We start from the raw sequence: 25,131 nt of genomic DNA, 5'->3' as shown, positions 1-25,131 counted from the left end.
GCTAGCGTATCGCAGACCCGGTCATGAGTTATGTTCGTTCCGGGCTGCGTCAGACCCTTGTCCGCTGACCCGCTCCTTCAGTGCGGCGAACAGTCCGTCTATCTCGAACTGCAGGATCGCCCAGCCGTCCGCCGCATCCTTGAAATTGCCCTCCGCGCCCATGACTTCGAGCCGAAAGGCTGCGTCGGCGGCAGCGGACGCGGCAAAGATATGGGCTGATCCCTTCAGGCTGTGCGCGGCACGCTGAAGCTCCGGCGCGTCACGGGTGTCGATCGCGACGCGCACCTGCCGCATCATCTCCGGCCCTTCGGCGATGAAGACGCAAGCCAGTTCTATCAGCAATTCCTCGTCGCCATCGGCATTCTGGAGCGCCCTGCTCCAGTCAAGAAGCGTGCTCATGTCGCCGGTCCTTCCTTGTCGTCCTGTATCACGGCACCTGCGAACCGTCCTTCCACCACCTGGTAGAAATCCTCCGCCCTGAGCGGTTTGGAGATGTAATCGTCCATGCCCGCTTCCAGACAGCGTTCGCGGTCGCCCCGCATCGCATGCGCCGTCATGGCGATGATGGGTATATGCTCGCCGCTCGTGCGTTCCTGTTCCCGGATGGCGGCCGTCGCCTGGAATCCATCCATTTCCGGCATTTGCACATCCATCAGCACGACGTCGAAACGCTCCTGCGCGAGCGCATCGACCGCCTGCGCGCCCGTGCCGACGATCCGGACCTTGTGCCCGCGCTTCTCCAGCAGTCGCAGGGCGAGGCGCTGATTGACGGCATTGTCTTCGGCAACCAGCACATGGAGCGCGACCTGGTGATCGGGCACAGGTGTGGACGGGTGGGATTCCTCGGCCACCGTCACGTTCAGCACGGCGAAGATGGATTCCAGCAATTCGGACTGGCGCACGGGCTTGAGGAGGAAGGAGGAGATGCCGACCGCCCGCGTACGGCGGTCCGTCTCGTCCTTGTGCGCGGACGAAAGCATGATCACCGCCGGGCGGTTGGTTCCGTCGTCGCTGGCGATTTCACGGGCGACCTCGAACCCGTCCATGTCCGGCATCATCATGTCGAGCAGCACCAGCGGGAAGGGGCGGCCGATCCCGGCGGCGTTGCGGAGGGCGACCAGCGCCTTGCGGCCGCTATCGACCGTCAGCGGCTTCATGCCCCAGGCTCGGATCATCTCGTCCAGAATGCGGCGGTTGGTGTCATTGTCGTCCACCACCAGCACCGGCAAACCCAGCAGCGAAGGCTGTTCTACCGGCTGTCCGGTCGGTTGCGCCGCGGACAGGACGAAGGGAATGGTGAAGTGGAAGCGACTGCCGTGTCCCACTACGCTCTCCAGCTGCAACCGCCCGCCCATCAGCTGGACGAGTTGCGAGGCGATGGTGAGGCCGAGCCCGGTCCCGCCATAACGGCGGGTAAAGGAGGAGTCTGCCTGCGCAAATGCTCCGAAGATCAGCTGCTGCTTATCGACCGGGATGCCTGGTCCCGTATCGCTCACGGTGACGTGCAGCCGCGCCTCCTTGTCGCTTATCCCATCGACAGCGATATCAACGACGACCTCGCCCTGGTCAGTGAAGCGCAGCGCATTGCCCACAAGATTGATGATCACCTGCCGCAGCCGATAGGGATCGCCCTCAAGCGTATCGGGCACGTCGATCCCGACGTGGCAGGCGAGTTCTATGCCCTTCTCGGTCGCCCGCGTGGTGAAGGATTGCAGGGTATCGGCCAGTTCGTCGCGCAGGTTGAAGGACACATGCTCCAGTTCCAGCCGCCCCGCCTCGATTTTGGAAAAGTCGAGAATGTCGTTGATCAGGTGGAGCAGAGCGTCCGCCGACTGGGTGACCATGTAGAGATATTCGCGCTGCGACGTCGTCAGCTTCGTATCGCGCAGCAGTTCGGCGGCGCCGATCACGCCGTTCATCGGCGTGCGGATCTCGTGGCTCATATTGGCGAGGAACTGGCTTTTTGCCCGCGTGGCCTCCTCCGCCTTGTCCTTTGCGGCACGCAGTTCGGCCTCGGATTCCACGAGCTGCATCGTCCGCTCTTCGAGCCGTGCATTGAGGCCGCGCAACTCTGCCGTCCGCTGCGTGACGACAAGTTCGGTGCGAGCGCGCTGATTGGCGAGTGAGATGAGGTAAATCGTCAGGATCAGGGTGACGGCCAGGCCACCGGCGAGTGCAATGGTCGGCGTGGATGTCAGCCGCTTCCGGCTATAGGCGCCGGTCGCCGCGCTGTAGATGGTGAAGGCGCTATTGCCGATGACGAGCGAGCTGGAGTGGAAGAGGTCGCTCGCCATTTCAGAGCCAGTACCGGGCCGCCTTTTCCCGTCACTGCCGGGCGCCAGGATCGACAGCAACACCCGCTGCGCGGGCGGGGCCGAGGAATCGAGCAGATAGAGGTCGATCCCTGCGCGCGGCATCAGGTCTATGGCGCCCTGGATCATGTCGCCGACCCGCAGTACGGCCACCACCAATCCCTTGAAATGCGCCCGCCGCTGATCGACAGTCATCTCCTTCGCAGGCTGATCATAGACCGGTGCGAACACGGCTATGCGCGGGATTTTATCGGTGATGTGGGGTAATCTGACATGCGCGGCGGCGTTGATCTCCCCACTGCTGCGCGCCGCCAGGATTGCCCCGCGCGCGAACGGGTCTGATCCCCAGTCGAAGCCGATGATATCGGTCACATGGCCAAAGGAGGATTCCGCATAGGCAATCGGGAAATATTCGGCGCGTGCGGCTGCCCTGATCGCCCTTCCACGGTGATCCAACTCGCTAATCATGAAAGTGCGGCCGGTCCCACCTGCGTTCGCCTGTTTCGCAGTTCCCCTTGTGTTGCTGGCGACATAGGGCACCCATTGCACGGAATCGAGGCTCGATAGCCCGGTCAGATAGACTTTGGAAAAGGCGGCGAACTGCGCCGGGCTGATCGTGTCCGACGCCTGATAATAGCCCAATAGCGCCTTGATGACGCTCGTTTCCGCTGCAAATTGCCGCTTGATCCCTTCGGCGCGCTGGTCAGCCTCGAGCGTGAACTCGGTCTCGATCGACTGACTTTGCTCCTGCGAGAGCCACCGCCATGCGCCAAGGGTAAGCAGCAGGCTGGCCAGGCCGATCGCAATGGCCAACCAGTATCTGCTGCGTCCTGTCCGCCGGCCCGTCGTGTCGGAAGTCGTATCCTGAACCGTTCCATGGGTAGATGAGGGCATCATGATTGCCCTCCCTTTGTCAGGATTGCCTTCCATGCGCGCGCCTGCTGTTGCGCTTCGGCGATCTGCGCCGGGGTCATCGCTTTGGACAGGCGTGCTAGTGACTGCGCCGCCTTCGTGCGGAGCGACGTTGTACGGGCATAGGTCTGGCCCAGCATGACCCACTTATAGGCTGTTATCGCATCTTGCGGCACGCCCCGGCCGGTGCCGTACAAGATGCCGAGTTCGACCTGTGCCTCGGCATGGCCCTGCGTCGCGGCGCGATCAAACCAATAGGCGGCTTTTTGCTGACTTTTCGAGACCCCCCGGCCAATGGTGTACAGGACGGCAAGAGTGAACTGGGCGTTCATATGGCCCTGCTCGGCAGCGCGGGTGTACCAGCGCGCTGCCTCTACCAGATCCTGCTCGACGCCCAGTTCCCGTAGATAGATTTCGCCCAGATTATATTGCGCGTCGGCTATGCCCAGTGCCGCCGCACGGCGAAACCATTTCATCGCCGACGGGTAATCCTTGCTCGCGCCCTGCCCACGGAGATACATTCGGCCAAGGCTGTTCTGGGCACGCGCATCGCCCTGATCCGCCAGGGGGCGATAGAGGCGGATAGCACTGGCATAGTCGCCGCGCTTGTATGCGGCGTCGGCGTCCTCGGCCGGACCGGCCAGGCAGGGCGCCGACAACAGGAGCAAGCCGAGGAACAAGCTTCTCCAAAGGGAGAGCGAATTGGCCAACAGGCCACTCCCCAGCAGTGACAGCAACGATGTGCTCCGGCCCCTCATGGCAATACCTCTTCGGCATATCGTGCCGGATCGATTCCTGTATTGACGGCCAAATTCCATCTTAACCCAGATGGGCCTGAAAGGCGTGACCTTTTACATGAGGTTTAGGGCGGCTCCTCCTTGCTACTGATTTAGGTTCAATGCGGCGCAATAGCGACCAGACCCCAACGCGCTATGCCGGCAGAATGCCATCGGAACCTGACGTCAGCTGTCGCGCTGCTGAGCTTAGTCGGCACTGACGATGGATAGGGTCGATAGAAGCGTTCCGATGCACATATCGCGCGAACGTCATCGGGTCTGAAAGCCGATAGATTACTTCTATCACCATTTCATGATGATGTCTAAATAGTACGATGCAGACGCGTCTTGTCGAATATTTTCTGGCGCTTGAGCGTGAAGGACATTTCGCGCGAGCGGCGACCTATTGCAATGTCTCGCAGCCCACATTGTCCGTGGGCATAGCCTCGCTGGAAGCGCAGCTGGGGAAGCGGCTGATCCAGCGCGATCGCAAATATGTGGGACTGACCGCAGAGGGCGAGGCCATCCTGCCCTGGGCCCGGCAGCTGATCGCTGCCGCCGAGGCGCTCGGGCAGGCAGCCGGAACAGCGCGCGGACCGCTCAAGGGTGAGCTGCGGCTTGGGGCCATTCCGGCGGCCATTCCGGTGATAGGCTATCTTACCGAAGCGATGCTGGCGCGTCATCCCGGGCTCAACATTTCCGTTCGCGCGCTGACCTCGCGGCAAATCGAACGGGATCTGGCCGCATTCGAACGTGAAACATATTGGGGTGACATTCTAGCCTCCTACCAAGCCGTTTAAATCAGTTCTTTCGTCGTGAAGCGCATGCCAGTTGATTCCATCGTTTACCCGCTAGATATGAGGGTTGCCAAAGCCCGACCGACCTGTCTGGACCGCTTGGCCTTTCGCATCGAGTTACGTCGTCGAAGTGCGATGGGATCATCGATCGGTCATAACCGATCGTGTCCCAATAGATGGTGTAGTGTCGCCGGTGTAACCATGGCGATCACCGCCTAGAACCGGGTTGATCACGCGGCCATGGGCGGCGGCGGGATTGAGGCGATGATTGCAGCAGAAAGGCCAATGTGATCCAAAGTAAGCGAAATCTCGTGGGATGACTCATGGCACGCGTCGACCGGATTGCAGCGTGACATGACGGCAAACAAAAAAGTTCTTGCCGAAGTACCGATTGGTATATATTAAAACCCTCAGGAATATCTCGCACACAGGGGCTGGCGCGGGAGACTCCCTTCAATTACACAAAAATTATTGAGGATAGGCCACATGGAATTCGGAATCTTCATCCCCAGCGCCCAAAACGGATATATTATTTCCGAAACTTCTCCAAAAATTCCCGCAAGTTATGATCTAATGAGGGAAATTTGCCAGGCGGGCGAGCAAAATGGATTTTCTTTCGCGCTTTCGCTCACCGCGCTTCGTGGTCATGAAGGCTCGACGCATTTTTGGGACGATGCTCTCGAGTCGATGACCCAGATGGCCGCCCTAGCGCGCGACACCAAGTTCATGAAGCTCATCGGCTCGGTCAACATCCTCGTCGTTCATCCCGCGCTGGCAGCGCGCATGGCTGTAACGATCGACCAGATCAGCAACGGTCGTTTCTCGCTGAACCTGGTACCGGGCGGCTGGCATCCGCGTGAGCTGGAGGTCATGAAAGTTTGGCCGGGTTACGAATATAATGAATATCGCTGGAAATATGCCGGCGAATATTGCCAGGTCGTGCGCGATCTGTGGGAAAAGGGCGTTTCCAACTTCCAGGGCGAGCATTTCCAATATGAGGATCTGCGCATGGGGCCGAAGCCGGATCATCATGTGAATATCGTCTGCGCGGGCGCTTCCGACGATGCGATCGCCTTCACGACCAAATATGCCGACTACTCCTTCCGCCTCGCTTGGGGCGGTCCCGAAGCGATGGGCGAGGTCGTCAACCGCTTCAACGCGCAGATGGACGAAGCGGGCCGGGCGATCCGCCCCTATGTCGCGCTGGGCATCGTCATCGCGGATACCGATGAAGAAGCCGCGGCACAGCTTCAGAACTATATCGACAACCCGGACATGGGCGCGATGGAATATATGATCGGTCAGGCCTCGACCGACAGCGCCAAGGGCGGCACGTCGGAAATCCTCGCTGGAGTCGATGCCAAGGGTTTCGTGCAGTTCTCTACCGACTTCATCACCGGCTCGCCGGAGAGCATCGCGCGCCAGCTCGACGAATGGGCGGAGCATGATGTAGCCGGCTACATGCTGATCTTCCCCAATTATGTGGAAGACATCAAGCGCATGGGCAAGGAGGTCTTCCCGCGCATGAAGAACTATACGGCGCCCGCGGGAATGCTGGAAAACGCCTGATCTGACATTTTACATAACTGGTGCTGCCGCCATGAAGCGATTTGATATCATCATAGTTGGCGGCGGCACCGCGGGCTCTATTCTTGCTGCCCGTCTGAGCGAGGACCCGTCACGGCGGGTTCTCCTGATCGAAGCGGGCGGCGATGAGCGCCAGGCGGCGATCGAAAATCCCGCCGCCTGGCCCGCCACGCTTGGGTCCGCCTGCGACTGGAATTATCAGACCGTTGCCCAGCGCATGACCGGGCGCACCTATCCCTGTCATCGCGGCCGGGTGTTGGGCGGGTCGAGTTCGATTAATCTGATGACCCATATTCGCGGCCATGCGCTCGATTTCGATCGCTGGGCCGAGATGGGCGCGGAAGGTTGGGACTATGCGTCCGTCCTTCACTATTTCAAACGGTCCGAGGATGTGCCGCAGGGCGATCCGCATTTTCGCGGGCAGAGCGGGCCGTTGCAGCCACAGCCGTTCCATGATCCCCATCCCTTATCGCGGGCCCATGTCGAGGCGGCGCGCCGGGTGGGGCATGCGGTCGTGGCCGACTTGAATAGCGGTGATCTCATGGGCGCGAGCTTTCAGGATTTGCTGATCGTTGATGGCAAGCGGCAATCCCCCGCCACAGCCTATCTGCGTCCGGCGATGGAGCGGCTGAACCTTACTGTTGTTACGGGTGCTGAGGTGCAACGCCTGACCTTCGACGGCTTGCGTTGCATCGGCGTTTGCTATGCGCAGGACGGCGCGCTTGTCGATACGCAGGCGGGGGAGGTCATTCTCTGCGCCGGCGCGATCAATTCGCCACAATTGCTACTGCTGTCAGGGATTGGACCGGCGGCTGATCTGCGCGCGCTGGATATTGCGGTGACCGCGGACTTGCCGGGCGTCGGGTGCAATCTTCAGGACCATGTGCTGCTCGCGGGCATCCGCTATCATGCGGAGCGGCCTTTGCCGCCGACGAGCGGGAATATGGCGGAATCGACGCTGTTCATGAAAACCGATCCGGCTCAGCTCCGCCCCGAACTGCAAATCGTCCAGGTTCAGGTCGACTATCATACGCCGTTCCAGCAGCCTGTCGAAAACAGCTTCACCTTCGGCATCGGCCATATGCGGCCCAACAGCCATGGTACGCTTCGCCTGTCGCCGGAAAATCCAGCGAGAATGCCGCTGATCGACTATGACTATCTCGGCAAGCCGGTCGAAATGGATCAGCTGATTGCGGGAATAGAGGAAGTGCATCGCCTGACCCGGACCGGCGCCTTTGAGGAGTGGGGCGGCTATTCTGGTACGGACAAGCTGATGGCGGGGAGCCGGAAGGAGATGGAGCAGGCGGTCTGGGATGGCCTCAGCACCTATTTCCATCCGGTGGGAAGCTGCCGCATGGGCATGGGCGCCGATGCCGTGGTCGACCCGGCTCTGCGCGTGCATGGCATAGAAGGGCTGCGGATCGCGGACGCCTCGGTCATGCCGGAAATTGTGTCAAGCAACACCGCCGCAGCCACGGTGATGATTGCCGAAAAGGCCGCCGATCTGATAAACGGCGTCCATGGCTTGTCTGCATGAGCCACAGGGCAGGCGTTGAGATGGTTGGGACATGACGGGGACGATCGGCAAGGCACTGGCGGACACGACCCGGCTTTTCCCCGATCGCATTTTCCTGACCGATGGCCATTATCGGATCAGCTTTTCCGAAGCCTCCGCGCAGATCGACCAGATTTGCGGTGCTTTGCTGGCTCTGGGCTTGCGGCGGCATGACAGACTGGCGCTCTGGCTGCCCAATTCGCCTGCCTGGGTGATGCTGGCGCTGGCCTGCGCGCGGCTCGGCATCTTGCTGGTCACGGTCAACACCCGCAACAAGGTGGAGGAAACCGCCTATATCCTCGAAAAATCGCGGGCCAAGGCGCTGATTGCGGTCGATCGCTTCTGGGACATCGATTATCGGGCGATGCTGGCCGAGATGGCGACGCCGCATTTGGAGCATGTGCTCTGGCTGGACGGCGGAGCAGATGATTTCGGGCTGAAGCGTTGGACGGAAGGCTTCGAACCGGACGCTGAAATGCTGCTGCGTGCGGAGGCGACGGTTCTCGTTTCCGATCCGGCCCTCGCCGTCTTTACCTCGGGCACGACCGGCTTTCCCAAAGGTGTCGTCCATAGTCATGTGTTGCTCGACAATGTCCGCAATTTCGCGCGCATGATGCATATCGAGCCGGTAGACGTCATCCTGGGCCATATGCCCTTTTATCATATTGCCGGGTTGGTGACGGCGCTGTTTCAGGCAGTAACCTTGGGTTGCACGTTGGTAACCGTCGCCCATTGGCAGGCGGACGCAGCGGCGCGGCTGATCGTGCGCGAGAAGGTTGCCATTTTCGGTGGAATTCCGACCCATTTCATCGACCTCGCCGACAAGGTTGCCGAACTCGGCTTCGATACAGGCTGCCTGAAATGTGCCTGGATCGGCGGTGCGAGCATTGCGCCCGACGTCGCACGGCGGGCGAAGCAGGTGCTGGGGCTGGATGCGCTGGTGGCCGCCTATGGCATGACCGAGACCAGCGCCTGCACCACGCTCAGCCGCTTCGACGATCCGCTTGAGATCGCGGCGGAAGGCAAGGGCGTACCGATCGGCGATTTTGAGGTAAAGGTGGCCGATCCCGAAACCGGCGCGGCGCGTCCTGTGGGAGAGAATGGCGAGATCTGGGTCCGGGGTTCCATTGTCATGCAGGGATATCTGGAAGACGCGGAGGAGATGGCCAAAGTCATGACCGGCGACGGCTGGTTCAGGACCGGCGATCTCGCCCAGTTCGACGCGGCTGGATATTTGAAGATCACCGGGCGACTTAAGGATATGTTCATCGTCGGCGGTAGCAATGTCTATCCGGCTGAGGTTGAGCGGTGCCTGCATCAGATTCCCGGTGTGCGGCAGGCTGTCGTCGTCGGCGTTCCCAACCGGAGGCTGGGCGAAGTCGGTTTTGCCTTTGTCGAAAGGGATGGACGCGCGGAACTGACGGAGGATGGCATTCTCGCCTTCGCCAATGCGCATATGGCTGACTATAAAGTCCCTCGTCATCTGCGCTTTGTCGAGAATTTTCCCATGACGGGGACCCGTAAAGTTCAGCGGCATCTCTTGGAGGCGCAGGCGCGCCACTTGCTTGGATGCGAAAAACCCTGAGCCTTTAGGCGCTTCGGAGACGCTTCAACCCTATGGCGGTTGAGGTTTTTCACGGTCAACTACATACCAAAAAGTATAAAATAAACTTTTCTATTGCCTTTGAATACCGCGCGGTATATTCAATTACCGAGTGAATCAGGCAAAGGTGTGTGATGGCCGATAATCAGAAAATCTCATTCAGCTTCCAGGTCGGTGCCGTCGGAGAGTCGGGCGTGTCCGATGAGCAGATGTACCGCGATGCCATCGAGGATGCGAAGCTTGGCCAGTCCCTTGGCTTTGAGGCGGCATGGGTGATCGAGCATCATTTCACCGATTATTTCCCGACGCCGAACCCCGTCACGCTGCTTTCCTATATTGCGGCAGCCTGCCCGGATTTGGATTTGGGCACCTGCGTTCTGGTGTTGCCCTGGTATAATCCTCTGCGCTTGGCGGAAGAGCTTGCGATGCTTCAGGCCATGTCGGGCGCTAATCTTCATATCGGCATGGGCCGCGGTGTCGCGAAGCTTGAATATGATGCATTTGGCGTGAATATGTCGGAAGCGCGCGAACGTTTCCGCGAGGCTTACGAGATCATTCAACTCGCCCTCAAGGGAGAGCCGTTCAGCTATCGCGGCGACTATCTGAATGTCGATCGCACTGTGACGGCACGTCCTCGCCTTAACGACAAGAAGCCCAACTTCTACGGCGCGATCGGCAGCGCCAGCAGTGCAGAGATCATGGCAGATATCGGGCTTCCGCCGATCGCCATTGGTCAGTTTCCGGGCAAGGTGTTGGCCGCGATCCAGAATAACTGGAACAAGCGCGCCGAAGAGATCGGGCTGTCGACCGATGTGACCCGTCCGATCCTGCTGCAATGCTATATCGGCGACACGGATGAGGAGGCGCGGGATGAGGCGCTCAAATATTTGCCCGCTTATTTTCGCACGCAGGTCGAACATTATCAGGGCGACATGACAAACTGGTCCGATATAACCGGTTACGAGCAGTTTGAGCGGACCTTCGCCAATCTCAAGAAGCTGGCGAACCCCGACAATCTCGACGGCTTCCTTGATTTCAACATCTGCGGCGGCCCTGACAAGGTGGAGCAGCGTATCCGCGAGTTCATGGATATCGGCTTCAACCATATCATAGTGACTAACAGCACGCCCGACGTGCCCAAGCATGTGCGTCACCGGATGCTCCAGCGCTTCTCCGCCGAGATCATGCCCCGTTTCGAGGGGCAAATGGCCAAGCAGCCCAGTCCGGCCGCTTAAGCCGAAATGACCACATGGCAATTGGCTGAACTGCCGTTTCTGGAGGAACGGCATCGGCACCTCGCTGCCCAGGTCGCTTCATGGTGCGAGGCCAATCGTGCCTTGCTCCAGCAGGACGGACAAGATGATTTTGCGGGCCATTGCCGCGACATCGTCGCCCGTCTTGCGGGGACGGGGCTGCTCGATCATGTCCTGCCTGCCATCGATGGCGACGGAAAGGCGCGGTTCGATTTGCGCGCCATCTGCGTCGTGCGGGAAGGGCTGGCCTATGAGAGCAATCTGGCCGCTTCGCTTTTCGTGATTCAGGGCATGGGGCTGTCGCCGTTGTTCCGTTTCGGTAGCGCGGCGCTCCGGGACAGTTATATCGACCGCGCCCGGCGCGGCGAAACCATCGGCGCGATTGCCGTCAGCGAAATGCAGGGCGCCTCCGATGTTGCATCGCTGACGACGACAGCGATCCGGGATGGCGATAGCTTTGTGATCCATGGCGAAAAGGTCTGGATCGCCAATGGGGGGTTTGCCGATCATTATCTGGTCCTTGCCCGATCCGGGGATGCGGGCGAAAAGCGGTCGATTTCCGCCTTTCTGGTCGATGCCAGCCTACCCGGCGTCATGGCTGGTTCGGATGTGCAGATGATCGATCATTGCCCGCTGGCGAAGGTGCGTTTCGACCATGTGCGCGTGCCCGCGAGCCATATGATCGGCGAACTGGGCGACGGGATGCGGGCCGCCATGGCGGGTTTTGACGTTTTTCGGCCCTCGGTGGGCGCGGCGGCGGTCGGCCTTGCCAAGCGGGCGTTCGCGGAAACAGTGACCCGCACAAAGACGCGTGACATTTTCGGCGGGCGCATGGCGGAACTGGACGGGGTACAAGCCTGTCTGGCGGATATGCTGGCGGATGTCGAAACGGGCTCGATGGCCGTCTATCGCGCCGCCTGGACGGGCGATGTGGTCAGCGACCGCTATTCGACCGAGGCGGCGCTGGCCAAGCTGGTCGCGACCGAAGCGGCCCAGCGCGTGGTCGATACCGCCGTTCAGTTGTTCGGCGCCGCCGGTGTCAGCCGGGACTGCATTGTCGAGCGGCTCTATCGCGAACTGCGCCCGATGCGCATCTATGAGGGCGCTTCGGAAATTCAGAAGAAAATTATCGCGCGGGGCATCCTGCGCGAAGGGGAAAAATCATGATCGAAGCCGTCATTGTAGATGCTGTCCGCACGCCCATGGGGCGCGGCAAAGCGGGTGGCGCGCTGTCCGAGGTCCATGCCGTCGATCTTCTGGCGGGTATTTTGCGTCAGTTGGTGGATCGCAATCGGTTCGATCCCGCGCAGATCGACGATATCCTGATCGGCTGCGTGTCGCAGGCGAGCGAGCAGTCGAATACGCCCGGCCGCATGGCTGCGCTTTCCGCCGGATTTCCGATCCACGTCCCCGCGACGACCATCGACCGCAAATGCGGATCGAGCCAGCAGGCTATCCATTTTGCGGCACAGGGCATCATGGCCGGTCAATATGATATCGTCATCGCCGGCGGCCTGGAATCCATGAGCCGCGTACCCATGGGAACGGCGCGAATGGGCGCGGATATTTACGGACCGGGCCTTCAGGCTCGCTTCGCGCCGGGTCTGGTGTCTCAGGGGGTGGCGGCGGAGTTGATCGCGCAGCGCTGGGGCCTCAGCCGCGCCGATCTCGACGCCTATTCGGCCCTGTCTCACCGCCGGGCGGCCGAAGCCCAATTCGAGGCGGAGATCGTGCCGGTGGAAACGCCGCAAACTCTTGTCGGCAACGACGAAACCATCCGCGCCGGTACGACGGTGGAGGCGCTTTCCGTGCTTCGTCCATCTTTTCCGTCCGACGAGATGAATGCGCGTTTTCCTGGTCTCGATTGGAGCATCACAGCGGGCAATTCGTCGCAATTTGCGGATGGTGCCGCAGCCCTGCTGATCATGGCCGAACCGGTCGCCCGCCAATGGGGCCTGAAGCCAAGGGCGCGCTTCGTCGCCTTCGATGTGATCGGTGACGATCCGCTGTTCATGCTGACCGCGCCGATCCCGGCGACACGTCGTATCCTCCAAAAAAGCGGCCTCTCGCTCGATGCGATCAGCCATTATGAGGTGAATGAAGCCTTTGCCCCGGTGCCTCTAGCCTGGGCGAAGGAACTGGACGCCGATCCGGTACGGCTCAATCCTTGCGGCGGCGCGATCGCGCTGGGGCATCCGCTGGGCGCATCGGGGGCACGGCTGATGACGACCATGCTCAATGCGCTCGAACGGAGCGGCGGCCGCTATGGGCTTCAGACCATGTGCGAAGCGGGCGGCATGGCCAACGCAACGATCATCGAACGGCTTTGAAGGACTAACATAATGGATATCAACGGAATTTCAGCTGTCGTCACGGGCGGATCGTCTGGCCTTGGGCGCGCAACGGCGGAATTGTTGCTGAAGCGCGGCGCGAAGGTGGTTGTCGTCGACCTGCCGGAAACCGCCGGGGTGGAAGGGCTGGAGGGCGATGCGATCTTCGTGCCCGCCGATGTCACCGATCCGCAGCAGATGCGCGCGGCCTTCGACGCGGCCGACCAACTGGGGACGTTGCGCGCCGTGGTTCATTGCGCGGGCCGGGGCGGCGCGATGCGGATTCTCGACAAGGAGGGTAATGCCGGATCGCTGGTCCATTATGACCTGATCGTCCGCACCAACCTGATCGGCAGCTTTAATGTGCTGCGTCTGGCCGCCGAGCGCATGGCCCGCAACGAGCCGATCGACGGCGAGCGCGGGGCGATCATCCTCACCGCTTCCGTCGCCGCCTTTGAGGGGCAGATCGGGCAGATTCCCTATGCTTCGGCCAAGGCGGGCATTGTCGGCATGACCATCGTGGCGGCGCGCGATTTGGCGAGCCGCTTGATCCGGGTCTGCACCATCGCGCCGGGCACTTTCGATACGCCGATCCTTGATAAGATCAAGCCGGAGATCAAGGCGGCGCTGGCCGCTGCGGTGCCCAATCCTCCGCGTTTGGGCAAACCGTCCGAATATGCGCAACTGGCCGCGCATCTGCTCGAAAACCCAATGATGAACGGGGAAACGATCCGCATCGATGGTGCCATCCGAATGACCCCGCGATGAGCCAAATCCTTTTCGAACGGGCGGACGGCATCGCCACGATCACGATCAACCGGCCCGAAGCGCGCAACAGCGTCAATCAGAAGGTCGCAGAAGGCTTGGCCGATGCGCTGGCCGAGATCGACCAGGATAACGCTATCCGGGTCGGGATCATTACAGGCGCGGACGGCTATTTTTGCGCGGGCATGGATCTCAAGGCTTTTCTGAAAGGTGAGAAGGTCAAGGTAGAGGGCAGGGGGTTCGCGGGTATCACCGAAACGCGGACGGTCAAGCCGATCATCGCTGCGGTCGAGGGTTTCGCCTTGGCCGGGGGCTTTGAAATCGCGCTGGCCTGCGATTTGATCGTGGCATCGGAAGAAGCGCGCTTCGGCTTGCCGGAGGTGAAGCGAGGGCTTGTCGCCAATGCAGGCGGGCTGGTGCGGTTGCCGCGACAATTGCCCTATCGTATTGCGCTGCAACTGGTGCTGACGGGCGAGATGATGGAGGCGCCCGCTCTGGCGCAGTTTGGCCTGATCAACCGGCTGACGGCCCCCGGTGCGGTTTTGCAGGAGGCGAAGCGGCTGGCCGCCGAGATTGCGGCTAATGCGCCGCTGGCCTTGGCGGCGAGCAAGCGTGTGATGCAGGAATCGCAGGATTGGCCGAGGGATGAACTTTTTGCGCGGCAGAATTTGATAACGGCTCCGGTGATCCAGTCGACCGATGCGCAGGAAGGCGCAGTGGCTTTCGCGGAGAAGCGGGCGCCGGTCTGGCAAGACCGATAATCCTATATTTAACCGTCATTCCCACGAAAGCGGGATGACGGTTTTAGGTAATCGCGACGACCGGCGCCGATGTCCGCAGGAACAATTCCCAACTTTCCTGCAATTCCTCCGAAAAATCGCCCGTGAAGATGAACACGATACGGCTGCGGCGGTCGGCGTCGGGCCAAGCCTTGAGCGAAACTGGAACATGCAGGGTGGATTGCACCGCATGCACCACCACCGGTTCAACGCTGCCAAAAGCATTGACAATGCCTTTGACGCGCAGCAGCCGGTCCCCGAATTTCCGCTGCTCGCGTACCAGCCAGAGGTGAAACTCCCGCCAGTTGATCGGCGCATCGGCGGTCAATGTCGTGGAAACGGCGATTGGCGCATGATGATGGCTGTGATCATGGTCCGCCTGCGAGTGACCCGACAAACGGCTGTCCCGCTTCACCCATTCCCCAATCATCGAGGCCTGCTCATTTTCATAGAGGAAGATCGGAGAGAATATCTGATCGATATCGAGCGTGATATCCTGCCGTAGCAACTGTTCCGCCGGCCCGTTGAGCGACGACAACCTGTCGTGCAAAGCGCCCAAATTCGCCGGGTCGGCAAGATCGGTCTTGGTGATGATGATCTTGTCCGCCAGCCGCGCCTGCTTCCGCGCTTCGGGATGTTGCTCCAGTTGCTGCGCGCCGTGAAGCGCATCGACGGTCGTGATGATCCGATCGAGCCACAGGAAACGCGCGCCGATAGGGCTGTCGAGGATCGATTGCAGCACGAACTCAGGATCGGCTAGGCCCGAAGTCTCGATGATCAACCGCTTGAAGGACGGTAGTTCGCCCGCATCGCTCCGCCAGAATATGCGGGCGAGCGAGGCTTCAAGATCGTCTGTCGCAAAGCAGCACATGCAGCCATTGGCCAGCACGATGACGTCGTCCGCCGGGGATTCAACGAATAGATGGTCGAGGGGGATCGCGCCGAACTCATTGATCGCCACCGCCGTATCGCTGAGCGAGGGATGACGCAGCAGCCAGTTGAGCAATGTCGTCTTGCCGCTGCCTAGAAATCCTGTCAGCAGCGAGAAGGGCATGTGCCGATCGAAATGACTTTCCGGTGCCCATACCATCCGACGGAATCCCCTTCTTCCTTTCAGGCCTTCTTGGCGGCGACGGCCTCGATCTGGATGCGCAGGTCCGACGCCAAACCCAGGACAAAGCTGCACCGTGCCGGATAGGGACCGGGATCAAACCCCGCCTTATAGGCTTCGATAAACTCGCCGCGATAGGCTTCGTCGCGCATATAGCAGGTCGTCTTCACGACATCGCGCAGGGTCAGTCGTTCCTGCGACAGAATGATGCCAATATTTTCAAGGCATATCCGCACTTCATCGGCAATGGATTGGGCATCCTCGCGTCGCTTCATCGTGTTCTGGTCGAGCGCCAGTCCGGCGGCATAGACGAACTTGTCAGTCGCCGTACCCGAAGACAGGCCCGAACCGCTATAGTCACCAAGTTCCGGCGGATTGATATAGTTGATCATGATTGCACCATCATTTCAAAGGGTCGATTGTAAAGAATATCTTCCAGAACCTCGCGCGGAATGGGCAGCGGCATGGCGAGGTCCGCGATGGCGAGGAAATCCTCGGCTGCCTGACGCGGGTTGAAGGACGGGAAGTCGGAACCGAAAACTAATCGGTCAGTCACGTGGCCCTCTATGGCGAGGCGAAGCCCCGTATACATCTGCCAGGCTTTGATCGGCAAAGTCGAGACATCCGCATAGACATTGCGGTTCTTCATCATCAACTCGACCACTTCGTTCATCCACGGCTTGCCGAAATGCGCGAGCAATATCTTCGTCTCGCGGAACTCCCGCGCCACCTTGTCGATCAGGCTGGGGCTGGCGAATTCATGAAAGCCGATCGGCGAAAAGACGCTCGCCTGATGGAACATCAGGAAGATACCAAGGTCTGCCGCCGCCCGGTAAATGGCATAGCCTTCCTCCGAATGGGGATGCCAGCCTTGATAGGGGGGCGAGATTTTCACGCCATGCAGGCCCCATTCGCGCACGGCGGTTTTCAGCGCCTCGGCCGCACCCGGTCGGGTCGGATCGACGCTGCCGATGCCGATTGCCCGGTCCTTGTTCGCGTGGAGATAGGTGCCGATGAAATCATTGGGAATGTGCATCCCCATGATCGCGATTTGCAATCCGACGATGGCAAAGCGTTCGACGCCGGATTCTGCCATGGTACGCGCATGTTCCGCCGGATCGGCGGCACCGAAGGCGGGTTTTCCGACCAGTTCGGTCCCGCGATCGGTCCACACGGGGCCGCAATGTTCCGGCAGATAGATATGGGTGTGCCAGTCCGTGAACGGCCGGAGGGTCATTAGCGGCTTGCCTGCGGCTGGACCGCCACGGCGTCCAGTTCGACCCGGCATCCACCCGCGATGCCGACGACGAAAGTGCAGCGCGCCGGATAGGGACCGTCGCCGAAAAATGCCTTGAACGCACCCCAGAAATCGCCGCGATAGCTGTCTTCGGACAGATAGGCCGTCACCTTGACGATGTCCCGTTTGGTGCAGCCCGCCTCGGCGATGATCTCCTCGATCTCCTCCAGGCAGAGGCGCGTTTCGGTCGCGATCGAGTCCGCGTCGGCGCGGCGAGCCATGGTATCGAAGTCGAAGGCCATGCCACCGGCAAAGATCATGCCGTTCGCCGCGGCACCCGGATTGAGACCATATTCGGGGAAGGGGGCGTTGCGGGGGTTTAGAAACTGGGTCATGTTCACTCCGGGCAATAGAGAGGGATTTTTCACGATCGAAGGGCAGGCGGCAAGCGCGCCCCTCACAAACTCTTGAGCTGTGGGAGGACTTCCTTGCCGAACAGGTCCAGCGACGCGTCGAGGCCAGGGCCAGTGACGCCGGGGAAGCCCATCTGCAACAGCCAGTGCTGGACATTGTGGCTCTTCGACAGGCGGGTCATCCGTTCCAGCACCGTGTCGGGCGAACCGATCATCAAATGGTCACGCTCCATCAGCAGGTCGAACAGCGGAACATCCGCGAAACGGGGATCCTTGGGGTCTTCGTCAATGTCGAGCCAGGGGTTGCCGCGACGCACATAGTTCACGAATTTGGCGAAGGCATCCACTGCTTCCTCGGTGGCTGCACGCGCTTCCGCGTCCGTTTTGGCAACATAGGCCAGGCGCAGCACAGCGCAGCGCTCACCCAGCGCCAACTGCCGGTTATGCTGCCGGGCGACTTCCGCCTGATAGGTTTTGAACAACTCCAGCAGACCCTTGCCGGTCGGGTACCAGGTGATGGCGCCGATGTCGCGTCGGGCGGCCCCCTGGAAGCCTCCTGGACTTTCGGTCACGACATACATGGGCGGGGTCGGCTTTTGCAGCGGCTGCGGCACGATGCCAAGGCCAGCCATCATGCCGTCCTCGTCCATGGTGTTGATGCCATGATCGACATTGTTCGATTCCTTCACGCCTCCAAAGCCGTGCTTATATTTGAGGGGGTAGGGATAGGTGTGGCTGTCGCTCTTGTAGCTGAATGACTTCATCGTCATCGCAGCTTTCATGATCTGGAAATTCTCCTCGAAGATTGCCTCGCTATCCTCTGGCCCCTTGCTCCAGCGGTCGGCCTTCGGGTTGATGTTCATTACCTCGAAATCGACGATGCCGCGGGCGAAGGCGGGCTCCAGGCGACCGCCGCTGAAATGGTCGAGCAGTGACAGGTCTTCGGCCAATCGCACCGGATTCCAAAGCGGCAGTTGCACGGCGGCCAGACCCAGCCGCAGACGCTCGGTGCGGGCGGCGATGTCAGCGGCCAGCATGATCGGATTGGCACAGGCATCGACGCCGTCGGCATCGAAATGATGCTCGCCCAACCAGATGCCGTCGAAGCCGAGCTGGTCGGCCATGACGGCGTGCTTTCGCGTGGCCTGCAAAACCTCGTTCCAGCTCATGTCGCCCGAACGGTTTGTCAGTGCGTAAAGCAGATCCACTCTCATTTGCGTCGTCTCCATCACTCAATTTGGCGCGCTGCTCTTCGTTTTTCTGGCCGCGGAATGAGCAGTCATCGTCGATCAACAGAACTATCTACTATAGGGTAGCGTAAGATATCCATTGGTTTCATGTCAAGTCGATTCGTCTGTCAATGTTGAGGCAATGCCAAAGGTTGGTAGGGCAAAAAAGGCGCCAATCCCCCACCTGGGGGATTGGCGCCCGAGGAGGGAGCGCTTTTGCCCGGCGTTGTCAGAAACGGCGGGTGAGCGTCGCCCGCACGGTGCGCGGCGCGCCGTCATTGACCAGCAGCGCCGAGTTCGACGGATCCCAATAATTGATAAAATGCTTGTCCGTCACATTCTTGCCGATGACGGCGAGCTTCCATTTCTCATCGTTGGAAGTCCAACTGATGTTCAAATCCAGCGTGACGCGGCCCGCAATTTCCAGCTCATTGGCGGCATCATTATAGGATTTGGTGACGAAATAGAGATTGCCGCCCAGATCGACCCAGCCCCCCAACACCGGCTGGCGGATGTTCATTCCCGCATTGCCGGTCAGCTTGGGGGTACGGATCAGCTGGTTACCCGACGCATTGACCGGCACGGTGTTATAGCCGCCCGGTATGCAACTCTGGTCCAGCGCCGCGCAGACATGCGGTTCGTAACGCACCGCGCCATCGAAATCCTTATATTCCGAATGGGTATAGGCCGCGCCTGCGAAGATCGTGATGGCGTCGTTCAGCCGCGCGTTGAGTGAGGCTTCGAGGCCGTAAATCTGCGCCTTGCCGACATTGGACAGATTGGACACGACGCCGCCCGAACCGACGGTGTAGAGTACGAACTGCATGTCGCTATATTTATAGTAGAAACCGGCCAGATCGAAGGACAGCCCGCGCGCCGAATGCTTGAAGCCTACTTCATAGGCATCCAGCTTTTCTGGATTGGCCGGCGGGCTGGTGGGGGAGAAGGCGCTAAAGACGCCCGCCGCGAAGCCCTTGGAATAGGAGGCATAGGTGCTGGTGTCGCGATCGATCTGATAGCGGATGACGGCACGCGGCGTCACGCTGTCCCAGCTTTTGGCGTTGCCACCGGAAAAGCCGGTATAGTCGAGAAAAGAGATTTCCTTCTTTTCATGGCTGTATCGCACGCCGGCCGTCAGATAGAGTTTGGGCGCGATATTATACGTGCCGTCGACATAACCCGCGATCGCGTCGGTCTTTACCTGCGCCGACTGGTAATGGAATCCGTTGACCGCTTCATCCGGCATCTCGCCATTCTGATGTAGGTAGAATCCACCCAGCGACCATTCCAGCGGTCCGCTTCCCCCAGCGAGAATGACTTCCTGGGTCAGCGTCTTTATGTGCTGAGTATAGCGGAAATTGACCTCGGCCAGTGACGATCCGTCGAAATCGAAAATATTGTCGTCCTTCTGGTCCGAATAGCCGGTCAGAGAGGTGAGTGTAGCAAAACCCAAATCGGCCTTGGCGGTGAAATAGAGGCTGTCGATATTCTTCTTCAGCACCGTCGCCTGATCGGAGGAAGTCTTACGATAATCGCGCGTCACGATCGTGCCGGGGACGAAATCGGCCGTGGCGTTCGGACCTTCGACGCGATAGACCATCGACATCGGATCGTTGATATAGCTGTGTTCGGCTTGAAGCTTCAGCATGAGCCAGTCGGTCGCCTGGAACTTCAGCTTCGTGCGGATGTTCCATCCGGTGTAGAAGCCGTCGCGCTGGCCGTTGACGATGTTCCGCGTATAGCCGTCCGAATCCCGATAGGATGCCGACACGCTGGCGGTCAGCCGATCGCCCAGCGGCCCGGCGACATAGCCATTGGCGACCTTTTCATCGTAAGTGCCATAGCCGACTGTCACTTGCCCCTCGGCATGGTCGGTCGGCTCCTTGGTAATCAGCAGCATCGCACCGCCGGTGGCATTGCGCCCGAACAGTGTGCCCTGTGGACCTTTGAGTACCTGAACATTGTCAATATCGGCAAATTCGAAGTTCAGCGAGGTCGGTGTGGGCTGGTAGAAGCCGTCTATATAGACGGCGACGTTGGAACTGACGCCCACGCCGCTGACCGCTGTAGTGATGCCGCGAATGGCAGGAAAGACGCCTGGGCCATATTGGTCGAGCTTAAGGCCGGGAACGACCTTGGTGAGGTCGAGGACGGCGGTGGTGCCCTTGGACGCAAGTTGGTCGGCAGAGAGCGCGGTCAGCGAAATTGGAGTCTCGACCGCACGGGCATCGCGTCGTTCGGCGGTGACGATGATTTCGGCAGCCGTGGGGGTTGGTTCCTCGCCGCTTGCCTCGTTGCCAATCTGGGCGAAGGCGGTGCCTGACCACAGCAGCGCGGCGGTCAGGGTCGATGCTCCGCAGCTGGCCATGGCGACAAATGTTGTATGACTTTTCAATTGCTTCCTCATCATTCTAACTCCCCTTATTGATTTTGAACCAATCATTGTATGCCATCCTTGGGCGTGCCGTGATCTTCTACCGAGGTGGCGCTAGTCGGCGGCGGGAAGGCCGAAAGGTATCTATGAAATACTAAAGGTATATTGTCAATACTCAATGGTATATTGTGTAGAACAGGAAAATGGCATGTTTCCAGGCCATGGCTTTGTTGCAAAACTGAGCCTGGGCATTCCCCGAGCGAATCGAGCGGGATAGAGATGGGTGATGTCCAAACCCGCTGCAGCTCAATATCGCACGATGAACTGGGCCGAATATAATGCTGCACTGAAGCGGCGTGGGTCGTTGGAGATATGGTTTTATCCGGAGATGGATTGGCTATCGGAGCTGGGTGGCCGTCCTGGTCGCCCGCAGCGTTTTTCGGATAGCGCCATTGAGCTGTGTCTGACGTTGAAGGCGCTGTTCCATCTTCTGCTGCGGCAAGTGACAGGGTTGGTGGCGAGCCTGATCAAGCGGGCGGGCCTGGACTGGCCGGTGCCGGATTATACGACGCTGTGCCGACGGCAGAAAAGCCTGATCATCAAGCTTGGCGAGCGGCCGAGCTCAGACCGCCTGCATCGGCTGGTTGACAGCACCGGCATCAAGATGATGGGTGAAGGCGAGTGGAAAACGCGCAACCATGACGCATCTTATCGCCGCCAGTGGCGTAAGGTGCATCTGGGGGTCGACGCAGGAACGCTGGATATCCGGGCCATCGAGATCACAACCAATGCCATTGGCGGTGCCCCGACACTGCCCGATCTCCTGGCGCAAATCCCAGAGGACGAACAGATATCAGCGTCGGCGGAGATGGGGCTTAATACACCAGAGCGTGCCATGCTGCCATTGCCGAACGCGGGACCGATGCGGTTGCCGGAACGGCCGACCATGGACGAAAGATGGCCCCGGCGTCGATGTCCGCAATGAAGCGCTGCGCGCGACAAAACGCCTGGGTTGCGCCATCTGGAAAAATGGAGCGGCTACCATCGCCGCAGTCTGGCCGAGGCCAAAATGCACTGTTTCAAGCTCCTGGGCCAATGGGTTGTCGCCCGCACCTTCGATCGTCAGATCACCGAGCTAAAAAGTCCGTGCCGCAATTCTCAATCGTTTCTCACAAATCGGAACGCCAAATACCGTCCGGATCTCATAATAAGCTCAAGTGGATATATGATTTTATCTACCAGGCGTTATGCAGAAAGTCCCTTGCCGATCACAGGCCTTTCTCCTCGAAGACTTTATTAGCAAGGGCAATGGCGCTCATACCCGCAGGCCAACCCGAATAAAAGGTGACGTGGGTAATGAGTTCGACCAGTTCTTCCTTCGTCACGCCATTGTTGAGCGCCTTGCCTAGATGATAGTCGATCTGTTCGATCCGATATTGGGCGATCAGCGCCGAAAGCGTGATGATGCTCCTGTCGCGCGGGGACAAGCCGTCCCGTGCCCAAATGTCGCCGAACAATAGCTCTTCGGTAAGGTCCGCCAGCTTGGGCGCGATAGTGCGATAGGCGAAAATGGCTTGGTCGCCGCTCATCATGGCTCTCCATTGAAACAAGGTCACCCTTGCCGCATCCTCGCCACGAGCCCGTTTATAGACTCGTTGGCTGAAAATATACTATATGGTTGACCGATATACCCAATGGTACCTATATCATATCGACAATGCAAGTGGGATGTGACGGGCGGATGACGGTCGCTAATCTGGAAATCGATCACTTCGATCATCGTCGCTATTCTGTTGATTATGATTTCTTTTATGGAGATGCCTGCCATGATCGTTCGGATCGATTCTGCGAATCCCCCGTCGCTGGAGGATGCTGACAATTTTCGCGCCTTCAAGCTGGTCTGCGCATCGCCGCGTGAAGCCTGTGTCGACGCCTTCGCGCAGGTCGGCCGGCTGGACGGCGACCATCTGTGGGTCGATGCCGACTGGATCAGGGCCAATGGCCGACAGGACGAAGAATGGTCGGCTGGGCTTGGCAAGATGATCGACTATGCCGCTTCCGCCGGCTGGGTCGATGACAGCGGAGCAATTCGCGCCCATATCGAGGATATCTGAGGCCATGGATCAGGCGTTGCAGACAGAGATAGACGGTGCCACCTTCAGGAAGGTGCTTGGCCATTATCCGACCGGCGTATGCGCTATTACCGCGACTCATGAGGGGCGGCCCGCCGCGATGGTGGTCGGCACCTTCACCTCGGTTTCGCTGGACCCGCCGCTGGTTGGTTTCTTTCCCGATCGCAATTCGACCAGTTGGCCGAAGATACAGGCGGCTGGCCGGTTCTGCGTCAATATCCTCGGCGCGCATCAACTGGATCTGTGCCGGGCGCTGGCCAGTAAGAGCGAGGACAAGTTCCAATCGGTGCCCTATCGGCTTTCCGAGGAAGGATCGGTCGTGCTGGACGATGTCGTGGCGTGGATCGATTGCGACCTCCATGACGTGATCGAGGCGGGCGATCATTTCATCGCTCTGGGTCGGGTGAAGCGGATGCAGGTTACCGCTGGCACATCGCCATTGCTGTTCTTTCGAAGCGGTTATGGCCAGTTCGCGCCGTTGGCGCTCTGACAAGGGACGGATGGGAAAGACATGAACATGCGACATAACCTCAAATTCTATATTGATGGGCAATGGGTTGATCCTCTGGGCGGGCGCGTGATCGATGTCATCGATCCCGCAACGGAAGAGGCGGCCGGGCAGGTAGCGCTTGGTGCGGTGGCGGATGTTGATCGCGCCGTCGGAGCGGCATGCCGAGCTTTCGACACCTTTTCCCGCACGTCGGTTGAGGAACGGCTGGTCCTGTTCGACCGGATCATCGCTCTCTACAAGGCTCGCATGGCCGACTTAGCCCATGTAATGACCATCGAGATGGGCGCGCCGACCTGGCTTTCAGAACAGATGCAGGCGGTGTTGGGTCTGATCGCCTTCCAGAATGCGCGCGAGGTCATGGCGACGTTCGCCTTTTCCCGTATGGAGGGCACGACGCGGATCGTGCGTGAACCGATCGGCGTGTGCGCGCTGATCACGCCGTGGAACTGGCCGATCAATCAAGTGGCCGCGAAAGTCGCACCCGCTCTGGCCACGGGTTGCACCATGCTGCTGAAGCCCTCCGAAGTCTCGCCCTTTTCGGCGACGATCCTGGCGGAGATCATGGATGAAGCCGGCGTCCCGCCCGGCGTCTTCAACCTCGTCCATGGTGACGGCCCCGGCGTCGGCGCCCGTATGAGCGAGCATCCCGAGGTCGATCTGGTTTCTTTCACTGGCTCGACCCGCGCCGGTGTGGAAATAGCCCGCGCCGCCGCGCCGACGGTCAAGCGCGTTTGTCAGGAGTTGGGCGGCAAATCCGCCAATATCGTCTTGCCGTCCGCCGATCTTGCCAAGGCGGTGGGCGAAGGCGTGGCGACGATGATGATGAACAGCGGACAGAATTGCAACGCGCCGAGCCGGATGCTTGTCCCCGCAGCGCAGATGGAGGAGGTCAAGCGCCTCGCCCGCACCGCTGCCGACGAACAGCAGCCCGGCCCGCCGCAGAGCAATGCCAAAATGGGGCCGGTCGTGTCCGAACTGCAATGGACGAAGATTCAGAAGCTGATCAAGGTGGGCATGGCTGAGGGAGCCACGTTGGTTGCAGGGGGGCCGGGTAAGCCGGAAGGACTGGAAACCGGCTATTATGTCAAGCCGACGGTCTTTGCCGACGTCACCAACGACATGACCATCGCGCGGGAGGAGATATTCGGCCCGGTGCTGGTGATCCTGGGCTATGAGGATGTGGAGCAGGCGATCCGCATCGCCAACGACACGCCTTATGGCCTTGCGGGTTATGTTCAGGGCGAGCCGGAAGAGGCGCAGGCGGTGGCCGCGCGTCTGCGGGCAGGCCAGATCATGCTGAATGGCGCCGACTACGACTTCAAGGCGCCCTTTGGCGGATTTAAGCAGTCAGGCAACGGGCGCGAATGGGGCAAATATGCCTTTGATGACTTCCTGGAATATAAGGCGGTAATCGGTGTGGCTGGCGCCGAGTAAGTCCGGCAGGCGTAAAAAAGT

22 protein-coding genes and 1 pseudogene are annotated in these 25,131 nt (G+C 60.0%); 13 read left to right on the top strand and 10 right to left on the bottom strand.

Annotated elements, in window-relative coordinates; genetic code table 11:
- Positions 1–21: 21 nt before the first annotated feature.
- The 3 genes from ACZ51H_RS08610 to ACZ51H_RS08600 are packed head-to-tail and all read right to left on the bottom strand — an operon-like array spanning position 22 to position 3,982.
- Positions 22–399 carry an Hpt domain-containing protein gene (locus ACZ51H_RS08610; RefSeq protein ID WP_464801564.1) on the bottom strand — a complete coding sequence of 126 codons (378 nt, stop codon included), beginning with the start codon at positions 397–399 and terminating at the stop codon, positions 22–24.
- Complete coding sequence (locus ACZ51H_RS08605) at positions 396–3,209, bottom strand: response regulator (protein WP_464801563.1); 2,814 nt, start codon at positions 3,207–3,209, stop codon at positions 396–398. The genes ACZ51H_RS08610 and ACZ51H_RS08605 overlap by 4 nt, the downstream gene beginning before the upstream one ends.
- A complete protein-coding gene (locus ACZ51H_RS08600) occupies positions 3,206–3,982 on the bottom strand; it encodes a tetratricopeptide repeat protein (RefSeq protein WP_464801562.1) in 777 nt (258 codons plus the stop codon). The genes ACZ51H_RS08605 and ACZ51H_RS08600 overlap by 4 nt, the downstream gene beginning before the upstream one ends.
- 353 nt (positions 3,983–4,335) lie before the next feature.
- On the opposite strand from ACZ51H_RS08600, the gene ACZ51H_RS08595 reads away from it, so the two are divergent.
- From ACZ51H_RS08595 to ACZ51H_RS08555, 9 genes are all read left to right on the top strand, one after another.
- Positions 4,336–4,800, top strand: coding sequence for a LysR family transcriptional regulator (locus ACZ51H_RS08595; RefSeq protein ID WP_464801561.1), 465 nt, complete (start codon positions 4,336–4,338; stop codon positions 4,798–4,800).
- Between the two features lie 483 nt (positions 4,801–5,283).
- On the top strand, positions 5,284–6,366 hold the full coding sequence (locus ACZ51H_RS08590; protein ID WP_464801560.1) for an LLM class flavin-dependent oxidoreductase: 1,083 nt from the start codon (positions 5,284–5,286) through the stop codon (positions 6,364–6,366).
- A gap of 31 nt (positions 6,367–6,397) precedes the next feature.
- Positions 6,398–7,921: a GMC family oxidoreductase gene (locus tag ACZ51H_RS08585; protein WP_464801559.1), complete on the top strand. Its 1,524-nt coding sequence runs from the start codon at positions 6,398–6,400 to the stop codon at positions 7,919–7,921.
- A 31-nt stretch (positions 7,922–7,952) separates the two neighbouring features.
- On the top strand, positions 7,953–9,524 hold the full coding sequence (locus ACZ51H_RS08580; RefSeq protein ID WP_464801558.1) for an AMP-binding protein: 1,572 nt from the start codon (positions 7,953–7,955) through the stop codon (positions 9,522–9,524).
- A gap of 152 nt (positions 9,525–9,676) precedes the next feature.
- On the top strand, positions 9,677–10,777 hold the full coding sequence (locus tag ACZ51H_RS08575) for an LLM class flavin-dependent oxidoreductase (RefSeq protein ID WP_464801557.1): 1,101 nt from the start codon (positions 9,677–9,679) through the stop codon (positions 10,775–10,777).
- A 6-nt stretch (positions 10,778–10,783) separates the two neighbouring features.
- Entirely contained in the window at positions 10,784–11,962 is a 1,179-nt protein-coding gene (locus ACZ51H_RS08570; protein WP_464801556.1) for an acyl-CoA dehydrogenase family protein, read from the top strand.
- Positions 11,959–13,125, top strand: a complete 1,167-nt coding sequence (locus ACZ51H_RS08565; RefSeq protein WP_464801555.1) for a thiolase family protein — start codon at positions 11,959–11,961, stop codon at positions 13,123–13,125. The genes ACZ51H_RS08570 and ACZ51H_RS08565 overlap by 4 nt, the downstream gene beginning before the upstream one ends.
- Before the next feature lie 12 nt (positions 13,126–13,137).
- Positions 13,138–13,893, top strand: coding sequence for an SDR family NAD(P)-dependent oxidoreductase (locus tag ACZ51H_RS08560; protein WP_464801554.1), 756 nt, complete (start codon positions 13,138–13,140; stop codon positions 13,891–13,893).
- The gene (locus ACZ51H_RS08555; RefSeq protein WP_464801553.1) at positions 13,890–14,651 is read left to right on the top strand and encodes a crotonase/enoyl-CoA hydratase family protein; all 762 of its coding nucleotides are present in this window, start codon (positions 13,890–13,892) and stop codon (positions 14,649–14,651) included. Before ACZ51H_RS08560 ends, ACZ51H_RS08555 begins: the two co-directional genes overlap by 4 nt.
- 43 nt (positions 14,652–14,694) lie before the next feature.
- Here ACZ51H_RS08555 and ACZ51H_RS08550 read toward each other — a convergent pair whose 3' ends face one another.
- From ACZ51H_RS08550 to ACZ51H_RS08525, 6 genes are all read right to left on the bottom strand, one after another.
- On the bottom strand, positions 14,695–15,759 hold the full coding sequence (locus ACZ51H_RS08550) for a CobW family GTP-binding protein (protein ID WP_464801552.1): 1,065 nt from the start codon (positions 15,757–15,759) through the stop codon (positions 14,695–14,697).
- Positions 15,760–15,782: 23 nt separating this feature from the next.
- The gene (locus tag ACZ51H_RS08545) at positions 15,783–16,172 is read right to left on the bottom strand and encodes a RidA family protein (protein WP_464801551.1); all 390 of its coding nucleotides are present in this window, start codon (positions 16,170–16,172) and stop codon (positions 15,783–15,785) included.
- Complete coding sequence (locus ACZ51H_RS08540) at positions 16,169–17,017, bottom strand: amidohydrolase family protein (RefSeq protein WP_464801550.1); 849 nt, start codon at positions 17,015–17,017, stop codon at positions 16,169–16,171. Before ACZ51H_RS08540 ends, ACZ51H_RS08545 begins: the two co-directional genes overlap by 4 nt.
- Entirely contained in the window at positions 17,017–17,412 is a 396-nt protein-coding gene (locus ACZ51H_RS08535) for a RidA family protein (protein ID WP_464801549.1), read from the bottom strand. Before ACZ51H_RS08535 ends, ACZ51H_RS08540 begins: the two co-directional genes overlap by 1 nt.
- Before the next feature lie 62 nt (positions 17,413–17,474).
- The gene (locus ACZ51H_RS08530; protein WP_464801548.1) at positions 17,475–18,644 is read right to left on the bottom strand and encodes an LLM class flavin-dependent oxidoreductase; all 1,170 of its coding nucleotides are present in this window, start codon (positions 18,642–18,644) and stop codon (positions 17,475–17,477) included.
- Positions 18,645–18,888: 244 nt separating this feature from the next.
- The gene (locus ACZ51H_RS08525; protein ID WP_464801547.1) at positions 18,889–21,054 is read right to left on the bottom strand and encodes a TonB-dependent receptor; all 2,166 of its coding nucleotides are present in this window, start codon (positions 21,052–21,054) and stop codon (positions 18,889–18,891) included.
- 265 nt (positions 21,055–21,319) lie between these two features.
- On the opposite strand from ACZ51H_RS08525, the pseudogene ACZ51H_RS08520 reads away from it, so the two are divergent.
- Positions 21,320–22,241, top strand: a pseudogene (locus ACZ51H_RS08520) (IS5 family transposase).
- A 60-nt stretch (positions 22,242–22,301) separates the two neighbouring features.
- Here the strand turns inward: ACZ51H_RS08520 and ACZ51H_RS08515 are convergent.
- Entirely contained in the window at positions 22,302–22,622 is a 321-nt protein-coding gene (locus ACZ51H_RS08515) for a carboxymuconolactone decarboxylase family protein (RefSeq protein ID WP_464801546.1), read from the bottom strand.
- A gap of 237 nt (positions 22,623–22,859) precedes the next feature.
- On the opposite strand from ACZ51H_RS08515, the gene ACZ51H_RS08510 reads away from it, so the two are divergent.
- The 3 genes from ACZ51H_RS08510 to ACZ51H_RS08500 are packed head-to-tail and all read left to right on the top strand — an operon-like array spanning position 22,860 to position 25,110.
- The gene (locus tag ACZ51H_RS08510; RefSeq protein WP_464801545.1) at positions 22,860–23,147 is read left to right on the top strand and encodes a hypothetical protein; all 288 of its coding nucleotides are present in this window, start codon (positions 22,860–22,862) and stop codon (positions 23,145–23,147) included.
- A gap of 4 nt (positions 23,148–23,151) precedes the next feature.
- Positions 23,152–23,655: a flavin reductase family protein gene (locus ACZ51H_RS08505; protein ID WP_464801544.1), complete on the top strand. Its 504-nt coding sequence runs from the start codon at positions 23,152–23,154 to the stop codon at positions 23,653–23,655.
- A 27-nt stretch (positions 23,656–23,682) separates the two neighbouring features.
- Positions 23,683–25,110, top strand: a complete 1,428-nt coding sequence (locus ACZ51H_RS08500; protein ID WP_464802874.1) for an aldehyde dehydrogenase family protein — start codon at positions 23,683–23,685, stop codon at positions 25,108–25,110.
- Positions 25,111–25,131 lie beyond the last annotated feature (21 nt).

It is taken from the genome of Sphingobium sp. TomMM15, from assembly GCF_055397045.1.
Note: the sequence above shows the minus strand (reverse complement) of the source record. Positions and strands in the feature narration are given on the sequence as shown.

What these genes read in the sequence shown, in the direction of transcription:
- ACZ51H_RS08610 (WP_464801564.1), bottom strand. Translation starts at nt 399, where the DNA reads ATGAGCACGCTTCTTGACTGGAGCAGGGCGCTCCAGAATGCCGATGGC.
- ACZ51H_RS08605 (WP_464801563.1), bottom strand. Translation starts at nt 3,209, where the DNA reads ATGATGCCCTCATCTACCCATGGAACGGTTCAGGATACGACTTCCGAC.
- ACZ51H_RS08600 (WP_464801562.1), bottom strand. Translation starts at nt 3,982, where the DNA reads ATGAGGGGCCGGAGCACATCGTTGCTGTCACTGCTGGGGAGTGGCCTG.
- ACZ51H_RS08595 (WP_464801561.1), top strand. Translation starts at nt 4,336, where the DNA reads ATGCAGACGCGTCTTGTCGAATATTTTCTGGCGCTTGAGCGTGAAGGA.
- ACZ51H_RS08590 (WP_464801560.1), top strand. Translation starts at nt 5,284, where the DNA reads ATGGAATTCGGAATCTTCATCCCCAGCGCCCAAAACGGATATATTATT.
- ACZ51H_RS08585 (WP_464801559.1), top strand. Translation starts at nt 6,398, where the DNA reads ATGAAGCGATTTGATATCATCATAGTTGGCGGCGGCACCGCGGGCTCT.
- ACZ51H_RS08580 (WP_464801558.1), top strand. Translation starts at nt 7,953, where the DNA reads ATGACGGGGACGATCGGCAAGGCACTGGCGGACACGACCCGGCTTTTC.
- ACZ51H_RS08575 (WP_464801557.1), top strand. Translation starts at nt 9,677, where the DNA reads ATGGCCGATAATCAGAAAATCTCATTCAGCTTCCAGGTCGGTGCCGTC.
- ACZ51H_RS08570 (WP_464801556.1), top strand. Translation starts at nt 10,784, where the DNA reads ATGACCACATGGCAATTGGCTGAACTGCCGTTTCTGGAGGAACGGCAT.
- ACZ51H_RS08565 (WP_464801555.1), top strand. Translation starts at nt 11,959, where the DNA reads ATGATCGAAGCCGTCATTGTAGATGCTGTCCGCACGCCCATGGGGCGC.
- ACZ51H_RS08560 (WP_464801554.1), top strand. Translation starts at nt 13,138, where the DNA reads ATGGATATCAACGGAATTTCAGCTGTCGTCACGGGCGGATCGTCTGGC.
- ACZ51H_RS08555 (WP_464801553.1), top strand. Translation starts at nt 13,890, where the DNA reads ATGAGCCAAATCCTTTTCGAACGGGCGGACGGCATCGCCACGATCACG.
- ACZ51H_RS08550 (WP_464801552.1), bottom strand. Translation starts at nt 15,759, where the DNA reads ATGGTATGGGCACCGGAAAGTCATTTCGATCGGCACATGCCCTTCTCG.
- ACZ51H_RS08545 (WP_464801551.1), bottom strand. Translation starts at nt 16,172, where the DNA reads ATGATCAACTATATCAATCCGCCGGAACTTGGTGACTATAGCGGTTCG.
- ACZ51H_RS08540 (WP_464801550.1), bottom strand. Translation starts at nt 17,017, where the DNA reads ATGACCCTCCGGCCGTTCACGGACTGGCACACCCATATCTATCTGCCG.
- ACZ51H_RS08535 (WP_464801549.1), bottom strand. Translation starts at nt 17,412, where the DNA reads ATGACCCAGTTTCTAAACCCCCGCAACGCCCCCTTCCCCGAATATGGT.
- ACZ51H_RS08530 (WP_464801548.1), bottom strand. Translation starts at nt 18,644, where the DNA reads ATGAGAGTGGATCTGCTTTACGCACTGACAAACCGTTCGGGCGACATG.
- ACZ51H_RS08515 (WP_464801546.1), bottom strand. Translation starts at nt 22,622, where the DNA reads ATGAGCGGCGACCAAGCCATTTTCGCCTATCGCACTATCGCGCCCAAG.
- ACZ51H_RS08510 (WP_464801545.1), top strand. Translation starts at nt 22,860, where the DNA reads ATGATCGTTCGGATCGATTCTGCGAATCCCCCGTCGCTGGAGGATGCT.
- ACZ51H_RS08505 (WP_464801544.1), top strand. Translation starts at nt 23,152, where the DNA reads ATGGATCAGGCGTTGCAGACAGAGATAGACGGTGCCACCTTCAGGAAG.
- ACZ51H_RS08500 (WP_464802874.1), top strand. Translation starts at nt 23,683, where the DNA reads ATGCGACATAACCTCAAATTCTATATTGATGGGCAATGGGTTGATCCT.